Source organism: Rahnella sp. NRRL B-41462, assembly GCF_003263525.1.
Lineage (GTDB): Bacteria > Pseudomonadota > Gammaproteobacteria > Enterobacterales > Enterobacteriaceae > Rahnella > Rahnella aceris.
Genome location: NZ_JYDF01000111.1, coordinates 1 through 11408 on the forward strand (window position 1 = coordinate 1; position 11408 = coordinate 11408).

Here is an 11408-nt window from a genome sequence, read left to right on the forward strand (position 1 = left end):
GGAGCCGCTTTTTTAGCGTGTTTCACGTGTTTCTTAGCCGCCTGCGCCTTCTGAGCGACTGGTGCTTTTTTAGCGGCTTTTTTGTGTTTCTTGGCAGCTTGCGCTTTCTGAACAGGTTTCTTGTGTGCTTTATGCTTAGTGGCATGAGCAGGAGCTGCGGTGGTTGTGGTAGCAGCAGGTGCCGGCGTTGCGGTAGTTTCAGCAGCGAAAGCGACAGAAGACAGGCCCATTGCAGCGGCTACAACCAGAGCTAATACTTTTTTCATCTTTAATTCCTCAGGGATCTTGGTTTGTGTGTCTACCCCACTGCGGGGCCGATGTGAGAATAATAGGCGTGACAAACCTTGCTGTCCGTGAGTGATTGGTTTCGGCGTGTAACGGTATGTATAAAGAGAAAGTATTATTAATTTCAATTGGTTGGGTTTTTAAAAAGCGAGGGAGACGTGCGGATTTCAAGCTTAGTTACAACATACTTATGAGGTGTGCTTTCTATTTCTGGCTGGCACTCTGCTTACCGTGGATTTATATCGTCTGGCATCACCATCTCCACACTTTTCCAGGCGTGATGACCTCAGGTAAAGGCACATCCCAGTGTTCCACCGGTAAAGCATCGACATGCTGACAATCGTGCGCTAATCCGATCGGATACGGCCCGCCTTCTTTCCAGCGCTCAAGTGTGCGGTCATAAAAGCCACCACCCATACCTAAACGTTGCCCCGCACTGTCGAACGCCACCAGCGGTGTCAGGATGATATCCAGTTGCGCCAGTGGGATCACCTGCGTGACATCCAGTTGTGGCTCAAGAATGTTGAGCCGGTTGCGCACCAGCGTCGTATCGGGCGTATAACGCAGAAAAAGCAGATTACCCGGCGAGAAAGGGTGCAGCACTGGCAGACAAAGCTGTTTGCCTTCGTTCCACAAACGGGCGATCAACGGTGCGGTATCCAGCTCACCATCAAAGGACAGAAACAGGGAGACTGAAGTGGCGGAATGAATTTTCGGATGGGTTGCAACGCGTTCTGCAGCCTGCAGCGCAAAATGAGTTTGCTGTTCAGCGGTCAGCGTATTTCTGCGTTGGCGTATTTCACTGCGGATGGTTTGTCGGGCAGAAGCAAAAAGCGGCGTGTAGGGCATAGATACAAACACCAGAAAGGGATGTACCAAAAAGAAAGGGGAATCTCCGAGATGCCGTCGCAGGCTGTAACCCTTGAACCCATGGTTCAAGGTGAACGTGCTGTCGCAATCTTTAGGCTTCTCGGACGGACCGAGCATGCGCACCGATTACGGATCATCACATTCTGTTGGTACTAATTATCGGCTCAGGGGACGGGCCCGCTGGCGAACATCTCAGAGAAATTTTTTACCGTTTCTGACGACCTGTGACCAGTCAGTCAGCAACGTGTGTTATTCGAAAGGCGCCCCTTCACGTTCAGAGATCCGGCCTTGTTCGAGCAATGCCTGCTCGATGGTTTGTTGCAACATCCGTATACGTTGTTCCATATTGGATGCGTAGTCGCGCGTTTTCAACCTTTCCTGAGCAAGTTCGTGACATACGTTCAATGCCGCGATGAATACCAGTTGCTCCGTATTGGTGACTCTAGTGCGAACTTTCAGATCTTGCAACCGCTGATTAAGATCTTCAGCTGCCAGATTCAGTGCTTCCTGTTGTTCTGGCGGACAATTCACCCGTAAAGAGCGACCAAAAATTTGAATATCTACCGGTTGTGCAGACATGCCACCTTCCTGCTGATTTATTCGTCCGCCCCAACGTGACCACTACGACCTGGCGCAGGATGTTGGAAGCGGGCGCCACTATAACTATCTCAATACCAGGTTACAACCCCATGACCGGCTGACTGCTGCCCGATTGTTCAGAGCGTGCCATTCATGTTTAAGACCACCCCATCACGGGCTGCTAATCTGGTACTACGACAGACCTTGGTGGTAGCATAACACGAACTTAACCTGCCAACGATGGCGAATGCGCATGTCTATAGAGAATACTTACCCTACTTACGATTCGTTGGATCAAAACCTGAAACAACAATCGGTTGCTTTGACCGCAGCAGAAATGCACGGTTTGATCAGTGGTTTGCTGTGCGGTGGCAATCGCGACGGCAGCTGGCTGACGATGGTGCATGATCTGACTAACGAAGGTATGGCCTTCCCGCACACGCTGGCAGATTTGCTGCAACAATTGCGCAAAGTGACGTCAGACACTCTCGAAGATGACAGCTTCGAATTCAAAATGTTGATGCCCGACGATGAAAAACACATCTTTGAGCGTGCCGATGCGCTGGCCGGATGGGTTAACCATTTCCTGCTTGGCCTGGGCATGATGCAGCCAAAACTCGCCAAAGTGAAAGGCGAAGTCGGTGAAGCGATCGACGATTTGCGCAGCATCGCGCAACTGGGCTACGACGAAGATGAAGATCAGGAACAACTGGCGCAATCTTTAGAGGAAGTGGTGGAGTACGTCCGTGTTGCCGCCATTCTGTGCTTTGGTGAATTTGGCCACAGCCGCCCGACGGCTGCGGAAAATCACCGTACTTTGCATTGATGGTACATTGCATTACATAAACTGATTGCACTCATTAAAACGATTTCAGGAGAAGGTGATGACTCAGCAAGAGTACGAGAATCGTCGTCAGGCGCTGTTAGCGAAGATGGCCCCGGGAAGTGCTGCGGTAATTTTTTCTGCGCCCGAAGCACCACGCAGTGCCGACAGTGAATACCCGTATCGTCAGAGCAGTGATTTCTGGTATTTCACCGGTTTCAATGAGCCGGAAGCGGTATTGATCCTGGTGAAAAGTGATGAAAATCATAACCACAGCGTCCTGTTTAACCGCGTCCGTGATCTCACCGCTGAAATCTGGTTTGGTCGTCGTTTAGGTCAGGAAGCCGCGCCCGCCAGGCTTGGCGTGACCAAAGCGCTGCCTTTTGATGATATCAACGATCAGCTTCATCTGCTGCTTAACGGTCTCGACGTGCTGTATCACGCACAGGGCGATTACGCCTATGCGGATGAAATCGTTAACCGTGCCATGGAAAAACTGCGCAAAGGCTTCCGTCAGAATCTCTCGGCCCCGGCCACTGTCACCGACTGGCGTCCGTGGGTGCATGACATGCGCCTGTTCAAATCGGCTGAAGAGATTGCCGTTATGCGCCGCGCCGGACACATCACCGCGCTGGCTCATACCCGTGCGATGGAAAAATGCCGTCCGGGCATGTTCGAATATCAGCTTGAAGGCGAGATTCATCACGAATTCACCCGTCACGGTGCACGTTATCCTTCCTATAACACCATTGTGGGCGGCGGCGAAAACGGCTGCATCCTGCATTACACCGAAAACGAATGTGAACTGCGTGACGGCGATTTAGTGCTGATTGACGCTGGTTGTGAATATCAGGGTTATGCCGGTGATATCACCCGCACGTTCCCGGTGAACGGCAAATTCAGCAAAGCGCAGCGCGAAATCTACGACATCGTGCTGGCGTCAGAATATAAAGCGCTGGAAGTGTTCGGGCCGGGCAGCAGCATTCAGGCCGCGACCGAAGCCGCAGTTTGCGTGATGATTGAAGGTCTGGTCAAACTGGGCGTGATGAAAGGTGATGTTGAAACCCTTTACGCGGAGCAGGCACACCGCCAGTTCTTCATGCACGGTCTTTCCCACTGGCTGGGGCTGGACGTTCATGATGTCGGCCATTATGGCTCAGTGGATCGCAGCCGTACGCTGGAGCCGGGCATGGTGCTGACCGTTGAACCGGGTCTGTATATCGCGCCGGATGCCGACGTACCGGAAGCATACCGCGGCATCGGTATTCGTATTGAAGACGACATTCTGATCACCACCACCGGTATTGAAATTCTGACCGGCGATGTGGTGAAAGAAGCCGATGATATTGAAGCGTTAATGGCGGCGGCAAAGAAATAATATGAGCATCGTAATTGTTGGCGGCGGCATGACCGGTGCCACGCTGGCGCTGGCGATTTCCTCGCTGACGCAGGGACGTTTGGCGGTGCATCTGGTGGAAGCCACTGCGCCGGAACATCACGGACACCCGGGCTTTGATGCCCGCTCGATTGCGCTGGCACAGGGAACCTGCCAGCAATTATCGCGGGTGGGGATCTGGTCTGCCCTGGCGGCAATCGCCACGCCAATCCGTGATATCCATGTCAGCGATCGTGGTCACGCGGCCTTTGTGAATCTCAATGCCGCGCATTATGGTGTCGAAGCGCTGGGGCAGGTGGTTGAGCTGCATGAAGTTGGCAAACGTCTGTTTGCGATGCTGAAAAATGCACCCGGCGTCACGCTGCATTGTCCGGCGAAAGTTATGGATGTCGCGCGTTCACAAGATTCCGCCAGCGTGACGCTCGACAGCGGTCAAACGCTGACAGCACAGCTTTTGGTGGCCGCTGACGGTTCACATTCTTCGCTGGCAAAAGCCTGCAATATTGGCTGGCAGCGTGAAGATTATGGCCAGATTGCCGTCATCGCCAACGTGGCGACCAGCGAGCCGCACAACAATCGTGCTTTCGAGCGTTTCACCCAACACGGTCCGCTGGCACTGCTGCCGATGTCCGATGGCCGCAGTTCGCTGGTCTGGTGCCATCCGCGCGAAGCGAAAGGCGAGATTGATCACTGGAGCGAAGCGCAGTTCCTCAGTGAGTTGCAAAAAGCTTTCGGCTGGCGACTGGGCACCTTCCGGCAGGCCGGTAAACGGTTCAGTTATCCGCTGCAATTACAGCAAGCCAATAGTCACATCAGCCACCGTCTGGCGCTGGTTGGCAACGCGGCGCAAACGCTGCATCCGATTGCCGGACAGGGTTTTAACCTTGGTCTGCGTGACGTCATGACGCTGGCGGAAACACTGGCTAATGCTGCGGCACAAGGTGCCGATGTCGGCAGTTACCGCGTGCTGAGTGAATATCAGCAGCGCCGTCAGCCCGATCAGCAGGCAACTGTCGGCGTTACCGATGGTCTGATCCACCTCTTTGCCAACCGCTGGCTGCCGTTAATGGTCGGGCGCAATCTCGGTTTACTGGCGATGGAAGGCATTACGCCATTACGCGATGCTTTCACTCGCAGAACGTTAGGTTGGGTTGACCGTTAATCCCTACAGGAAAAATTATGCAATCTTTTGATGTGGTTATCGCCGGTGGCGGAATGGTTGGTCTGGCGCTGGCGTGCGGATTACAGGGCAGCGGTCTGCGTGTTGCCGTACTGGAAAATCAGCAGCCGGATCTTGATACGCCCTTGCCGGAACAGCCTGGCTTGCGGGTTTCAGCGATCAATGCTGCCAGTGAACGTCTGCTGAAATATATCGGCGTCTGGGACAACATTATTGCGCAGCGTGCCAATGCCTATCAGGGGATGGAAGTCTGGGATCGCGACAGCTTCGGCAAAATCGCGTTCCGCGGCGAAGAATACGGTTTCAGCCATCTGGGTCATATTATTGAAAATCAGGTGATCCACCGCGCCTTGTGGCAACGTGCGGAAAAATCTTCCGACATCACATTGCTCACACCGGCAACACTGAAAAATGTGGCGTGGGGAGAAAATGAAGCCTTCATTACCCTGAGTGATGAACGTCAGCTCAGCGCGCGTTTAGTGGTCGGCGCGGATGGCGCACAGTCGTGGCTGCGTAAGCACGCCGATATTCCGCTGACCTTCTGGGATTATCGCCATGATGCACTGGTGGCGACCATACGCACTGAAGAACCGCACCAGTCTGTCGCAAGGCAGGTATTCCACGGCGAAGGTATTCTGGCATTTCTGCCGCTGGCGGATGCACGTCTGTCTTCTATCGTCTGGTCAGTGTCACCGGATGAAGCGCAGCGCCTGAGTGCGCTTGAGCCGGAAGAGTTCAACAAAATCCTTGCCAGTACCTTTGATCTGCGTCTGGGTATTTGTACCGTAGAAAGCGATCGCGTGACCTTTCCGCTGACCGGCCGTTATGCCCGCAGTTTTGCCGGACAACGTCTGGCGCTGGTGGGCGATGCGGCACACACCGTGCATCCGCTGGCCGGGCAGGGTGTCAACTTAGGTTTTATGGATGCCGCAGAACTGGCCTCCGAAATCAAACGCCTGCAAAAAGAAGGCAAAGATTTCGGCCAGCACATGTACCTGCGTCGTTACGAGCGCCGTCGTAAACACAGCGCTGCGCTGATGCTTGCCGGGATGCAGGGCTTCCGCGAACTGTTTGCCGGTGACAATCCGGCCAAAAAACTGTTGCGTGATATTGGACTGACGCTGGCGGATTCCCTGCCGGGCGTGAAGCCGAAACTGGTCCGCCAGGCAATGGGGCTGAATGATTTACCGGAATGGTTACGGGACGATTCGCTTCGATTGAAATAATCTAATTTTAGCTCAATTTTTCCATTACATTTTCTAATCCGGGGCGATTTCTCATTCTGCAAATGGTGAGAAATCCGGCCTTGTCGTTATATAACATCGATACTTTTGATGTTTATTTGTAGATTTTGCGCCACAAACCCCAGTTTACCAGTCAAAAACTCTGCACAATGCCCTTGTGAGATCACTGACATTCATTCTGCTCTGCATATTTTAACTTATGGTTAGTGAGCTTATTCAGTGGTAAGTTCGAGCAAGGGTATCGTTTGCGCCACCACGCAAAATCCCGTCATCATTCGAGCTATCTCCGCGTTGGCTTCCTTCGCGAACCCCGGTCACATAATTATGTATGCTCCCGGGGATTCACTCAGTTGCCGCCTTGATCTAACACGAATGATTTTGGGTTTTTACGTGGTGTGCCGTTTATGCATTTGTATTCAAATGAGGAATAAGATGGTTAAGCAGACTCAGCTTTATGAACAACATGTTGCGTGCGGTGCGCGTATGGTCGATTTCCACGGCTGGATGATGCCTCTGCATTACGGCTCCCAACTGGATGAACACCACATCGTGCGTCAGGATGCCGGTATGTTTGACGTCTCGCACATGACCATTGTCGATCTCCACGGTGCCCGTACCCGTGAATTCCTCCGTTACCTGCTGGCGAACGATGTCGCCAAACTCACCGTTCCCGGCAAAGCGCTCTATACCGGTATGCTCAATGCGTCCGGCGGCGTGATCGACGACCTGATTGTTTACTTCCTCAACGAAAATTATTTCCGTCTGGTGGTTAACTCCGCTACCCGCGAGAAAGATCTGGCATGGATTTCGCAGCATGCAGAACCGTACGCTGTTGAACTGACGGTGCGTGATGATCTGGCGCTGGTCGCTGTACAGGGGCCGCAGGCGAAAGAAAAAGCGGAAACCTTGTTTACCGCCGGGCAAAAACAAGCTGTCGCGGGCATGAAGCCGTTCTTTGGCGTGCAGTCCGGCGACCTGTTTATCGCGACAACCGGTTATACCGGCGAAGCGGGTTATGAAATCGCGCTGCCGCAAGAGCAGGTGGCGGATTTCTGGCAGAAATTGCTGGCAGCAGGCGTGAAGCCCGCCGGTCTGGGCGCGCGCGACACGCTGCGTCTGGAGGCAGGCATGAATCTCTACGGTCAGGAAATGGACGAAGGCGTTTCACCGCTGGCGGCCAACATGGGCTGGACCATCGCCTGGACACCGGAAGACCGTCACTTTATTGGCCGTGACGCACTGGAAAGACAGCGCGAGCAGGGCACCGAACAGCTGGTCGGCCTGGTGATGACCGAGAAAGGTGTATTGCGTAACGAACTGCCGGTGCGATTCACCGACAGCGCGGGCAACACGCTGGAAGGCGTGATCACCAGCGGGTCATTCTCTCCGACGCTGGGCTACAGTATTGCACTGGCACGCGTTCCGGCAGGCATTGGCGAAAATGCCATTGTGCAGATCCGCAACCGTGAAATGCCGGTAAAAGTCACCAAACCCGGTTTTGTCCGTAACGGCAAACCGCTGGTGCAGTAACGAATTCGTGATAAAAATTATCCGGTTAACGCTGAATTAAGCACTTTTTTGGAGAAAGTAACATGAGCAATGTTCCAGCAGATTTGAAATACGCATCCTCCCACGAGTGGATACGTTCAGAAGGCAACGGCGTTTATACCGTAGGCATCACCGAACACGCACAGGAGTTACTGGGCGATATGGTTTTCGTTGATCTGCCAGAAGTCGGCCGTGAAGTTGCCGCCGGTGAAGATTGCGCCGTGGCTGAATCCGTCAAAGCGGCGTCAGATATTTACTCTCCCATTAGCGGCGAAATCGTTGCAGTTAACGGCGAACTGGAAGGTTCTCCGGAGCTGGTCAACAGCGAGCCATACGGCACCGGTTTCCTGTTCCAGATTAAAGCGTCAGACGAAAGCGAACTGGCTAAGCTGCTTGATGCACAAGCCTACTCAGCGTCCATCGACGAGTAATTACACATTGCATTACCCGCCCCGCAACCCGCTTGCGGGGCAGATCCAGACCCGTAGCTTTTGTCAGTATCCCAAGACACCTCCAGCAGATTTCAGGAATGCGTAGCAAATGACTCAGACTCTCAGCCAACTCGAACACAGCGAAGCCTTTATCGGCCGCCACATCGGTCCGTCTTCTCAGCAGCAGCAACAGATGCTGGAGACGGTCGGTGCGGATTCTTTAAATGCGCTGATCCAGCAGATCGTTCCGGTCGATATCCAGTTACCTGGCCCGCCGGCTGTCGGTGATGCCGTCACGGAACATCAGGCGCTGGCTGAGCTGAAAGCCATTGCCAGCCAGAATCAACGCTATAAATCCTACATCGGTATGGGTTACAGCGCGGTGCTGACACCGCCGGTTATCCAGCGCAATATGCTGGAAAATCCGGGCTGGTACACCGCGTACACGCCGTATCAGCCGGAAGTATCACAGGGCCGTCTTGAAGCGCTGCTGAACTTCCAGCAACTGACTTTAGACTTAACGGGGCTGGATCTGGCTTCTGCTTCTTTGCTTGATGAAGCGACTGCTGCAGCCGAAGCGATGGCGCTGGCAAAACGTGCCAGCAAACTCAAAGATGCCAACCGTTTCTTCGTGGCAGACGACGTGCATCCGCAAACGCTGGATGTGGTGCGTACCCGTGCGGAAACCTTCGGTTTTGACATCATCGTTGATAAAGCCGAAAAAGTGCTCGAGCTGGAAGGCGTGTTCGGCGTGCTGTTGCAGCAGGTTGGCACCACCGGTGAAGTTCACGATTACACCGCGCTGCTGGGCGAACTGAAATCCCGCAAAATTATTACCAGCGTTGCCGCTGATATTATGGCGCTGGTGCTGCTGGCCGCACCGGGCAAGCAGGGCGCAGACGTGGTCTTCGGTTCCGCGCAACGCTTTGGTGTGCCGATGGGCTACGGTGGTCCGCACGCGGCATTCTTCGCCTGTGTAGACGAATTCAAACGTTCCATGCCGGGCCGTATCATCGGGGTTTCCCGTGATGCCGCAGGCAAAACTGCACTGCGTATGGCGATGCAGACCCGCGAGCAACATATCCGCCGTGAAAAAGCCAACTCCAACATTTGTACCTCGCAGGTTTTACTGGCGAATATTGCCAGTCTGTATGCGGTATTCCACGGTCCTGAAGGCCTGAAACGCATTGCGTCACGTATTCACCGTCTGACCGACATTCTGGCCGCTGGCCTGAAACAGGGTGGCCTGACGCTGCGTCATAACACCTGGTTTGACACGCTGACTGTTGAAGTCAAAGACAAAGCCGCCGTGCTGGAACGCGCGCTGAGTTTCGGTCTGAACCTGCGTACTGACATTCACGGCGCAGTCGGTATCACCCTCGACGAAGCCGCGTCCCGCGAAGACGTTCAGGTTCTGTTCGCTGCCCTGCTGGGTGACGACAACGGTCTGGATATCGACAAACTGGACAAGGCGGCATCGACCGACAGCAACTCCATTCCTGCTGCTATGCTGCGTGTGGATCCGATCCTGACCCATCCGGTATTCAACCAGTACCACAGCGAAACCGAGATGATGCGTTATATGCACCGTCTGGAGAAAAAAGATCTGGCGTTGAATCAGGCCATGATCCCGCTGGGTTCCTGCACCATGAAACTGAACGCTGCGGCAGAAATGATCCCGATAACCTGGCCGGAATTTGCCGATCTGCACCCGTTCTGTCCGACAGAACAGGCTGGCGGTTATCAGCAGATGATTGGTCAGTTGTCACAATGGCTGGTTCAGCTTACCGGTTACGACGCAGTTTGCATGCAGCCAAACTCCGGCGCGCAGGGCGAATACGCGGGTCTGCTGGCCATCCGTCGTTACCACGAAAGCCGTAACGAAAGCGGTCGTCACATCTGCCTGATCCCAAGTTCAGCGCACGGCACCAACCCGGCTTCCGCGCAGATGGCGAGCATGACCGTCGTAGTGGTTGCGTGTGATAAACAGGGCAACATCGACCTGAGCGACCTGCGTGAGAAAGCGGCGAAAGCGGGCGATGAGCTGTCTTGTATCATGGTGACGTACCCTTCAACGCACGGCGTTTACGAAGAAACTATCCGCGAAGTTTGCCAGATTGTGCATCAGTACGGCGGTCAGGTTTACCTCGACGGCGCGAACATGAACGCACAGGTCGGCATTACCACGCCGGGTTACATCGGCGCGGACGTCTCGCACCTTAACCTGCATAAAACTTTCTGTATCCCGCACGGCGGCGGCGGTCCTGGCATGGGCCCGATTGGTGTGAAAGCGCATCTGGCGCCGTTCGTTCCGGGTCACAGCGTGGTGCAGATTGACGGCGTGCTGACGCAAAACGGCGCGGTTTCTGCGGCTCCGTTCGGCAGTGCTTCCATCCTGCCAATCAGCTGGATGTATATCCGCATGATGGGCGCGGAAGGTCTGAAACAAGCCAGCCAGGTGGCAATTCTGAATGCGAACTACATCGCGACCCGTCTGAAAGACGCGTATCCGGTGCTGTATACCGGCCGTGATGGTCGTGTGGCGCACGAATGCATTCTGGATATTCGTCCGCTGAAAGAGACGACCGGTATCAGCGAAATGGATATCGCCAAGCGTCTGATCGACTACGGATTCCACGCGCCGACCATGTCCTTCCCGGTGGCCGGTACGCTGATGGTTGAGCCGACCGAATCCGAAAGCAAAGTGGAACTGGATCGCTTCATTGATGCGCTGCTGGCAATCCGCAGGGAAATCGACCGCGTGGCGCAAGGCGAATGGCCGCTGGCAGACAACCCGCTGGTGAATGCACCGCACGTGCAGAACGAGCTGGTCAGCGACTGGAACCATCCGTACACCCGCGAAGTCGCGGTATTCCCGGCCGGTTACGACAACAAGTACTGGCCGACGGTGAAACGTCTGGATGACGTGTACGGGGACAGGAATTTGTTCTGTTCGTGTGTGCCGATGTCAGATTACGAGTAAAACTGCGGTCTGCTCCCTCCCCTGCGAAGGGGAGGGTTGGGGTGGGGTATTAAAGCAAAATTAATAAGT

10 protein-coding genes and 1 other RNA gene are annotated in these 11408 nt (G+C 54.4%); 7 read left to right on the forward strand and 4 right to left on the reverse strand.

The genetic code is table 11. From position 1 onward, the window contains the following. From asr to zapA, 4 genes are all read right to left on the reverse strand, one after another. Positions 1-266, reverse strand: a 266-nt coding sequence (gene asr, locus UC14_RS22475) for an acid resistance repetitive basic protein Asr (protein WP_112198461.1), incomplete at its 3' end; no start/stop codon positions are given. 271 nt (positions 267-537) lie between these two features. Next, a complete protein-coding gene (locus UC14_RS22480; RefSeq protein ID WP_015690332.1) occupies positions 538-1134 on the reverse strand; it encodes a 5-formyltetrahydrofolate cyclo-ligase in 597 nt (198 codons plus the stop codon). Positions 1135-1173: 39 nt separating this feature from the next. Further along, positions 1174-1357: non-coding RNA, 6S RNA (gene ssrS / locus UC14_RS22485), on the reverse strand. 47 nt (positions 1358-1404) lie between these two features. Then, a complete protein-coding gene (zapA, locus tag UC14_RS22490) occupies positions 1405-1734 on the reverse strand; it encodes a cell division protein ZapA (protein ID WP_013576788.1) in 330 nt (109 codons plus the stop codon). A 253-nt stretch (positions 1735-1987) separates the two neighbouring features. On the opposite strand from zapA, the gene UC14_RS22495 reads away from it, so the two are divergent. From UC14_RS22495 to gcvP, 7 genes are all read left to right on the forward strand, one after another. Further along, complete coding sequence (locus UC14_RS22495; RefSeq protein WP_015690331.1) at positions 1988-2560, forward strand: YecA family protein; 573 nt, start codon at positions 1988-1990, stop codon at positions 2558-2560. Between the two features lie 58 nt (positions 2561-2618). Continuing rightward, entirely contained in the window at positions 2619-3935 is a 1317-nt protein-coding gene (gene pepP / locus UC14_RS22500) for a Xaa-Pro aminopeptidase (protein ID WP_112198462.1), read from the forward strand. A 1-nt stretch (position 3936) separates the two neighbouring features. Continuing rightward, positions 3937-5115 carry a 2-octaprenyl-6-methoxyphenyl hydroxylase gene (gene ubiH, locus UC14_RS22505; RefSeq protein WP_112198463.1) on the forward strand — a complete coding sequence of 393 codons (1179 nt, stop codon included), beginning with the start codon at positions 3937-3939 and terminating at the stop codon, positions 5113-5115. A 17-nt stretch (positions 5116-5132) separates the two neighbouring features. Next, on the forward strand, positions 5133-6359 hold the full coding sequence (gene ubiI / locus UC14_RS22510) for an FAD-dependent 2-octaprenylphenol hydroxylase (protein WP_112198464.1): 1227 nt from the start codon (positions 5133-5135) through the stop codon (positions 6357-6359). A 450-nt stretch (positions 6360-6809) separates the two neighbouring features. Beyond that, complete coding sequence (gcvT, locus tag UC14_RS22515) at positions 6810-7907, forward strand: glycine cleavage system aminomethyltransferase GcvT (RefSeq protein WP_112150870.1); 1098 nt, start codon at positions 6810-6812, stop codon at positions 7905-7907. A gap of 62 nt (positions 7908-7969) precedes the next feature. Beyond that, positions 7970-8356 (forward strand): glycine cleavage system protein GcvH, encoded by a 387-nt coding sequence (gene gcvH / locus UC14_RS22520; protein WP_013576782.1) that lies wholly within the window; start codon positions 7970-7972, stop codon positions 8354-8356. 109 nt (positions 8357-8465) lie between these two features. Then, positions 8466-11339, forward strand: a complete 2874-nt coding sequence (gcvP, locus tag UC14_RS22525) for an aminomethyl-transferring glycine dehydrogenase (protein WP_112198465.1) — start codon at positions 8466-8468, stop codon at positions 11337-11339. The last annotated feature ends 69 nt before the right edge of the window (positions 11340-11408 follow it).

Excerpts from the sequence above, each read along its gene's own strand:
- UC14_RS22480 (WP_015690332.1), bottom strand. The coding sequence starts at position 1,134 with ATGCCCTACACGCCGCTTTTTGCTTCTGCCCGACAAACCATCCGCAGT.
- zapA (WP_013576788.1), bottom strand. The coding sequence starts at position 1,734 with ATGTCTGCACAACCGGTAGATATTCAAATTTTTGGTCGCTCTTTACGG.
- UC14_RS22495 (WP_015690331.1), top strand. The coding sequence starts at position 1,988 with ATGTCTATAGAGAATACTTACCCTACTTACGATTCGTTGGATCAAAAC.
- pepP (WP_112198462.1), top strand. The coding sequence starts at position 2,619 with ATGACTCAGCAAGAGTACGAGAATCGTCGTCAGGCGCTGTTAGCGAAG.
- ubiH (WP_112198463.1), top strand. The coding sequence starts at position 3,937 with ATGAGCATCGTAATTGTTGGCGGCGGCATGACCGGTGCCACGCTGGCG.
- ubiI (WP_112198464.1), top strand. The coding sequence starts at position 5,133 with ATGCAATCTTTTGATGTGGTTATCGCCGGTGGCGGAATGGTTGGTCTG.
- gcvT (WP_112150870.1), top strand. The coding sequence starts at position 6,810 with ATGGTTAAGCAGACTCAGCTTTATGAACAACATGTTGCGTGCGGTGCG.
- gcvH (WP_013576782.1), top strand. The coding sequence starts at position 7,970 with ATGAGCAATGTTCCAGCAGATTTGAAATACGCATCCTCCCACGAGTGG.
- gcvP (WP_112198465.1), top strand. The coding sequence starts at position 8,466 with ATGACTCAGACTCTCAGCCAACTCGAACACAGCGAAGCCTTTATCGGC.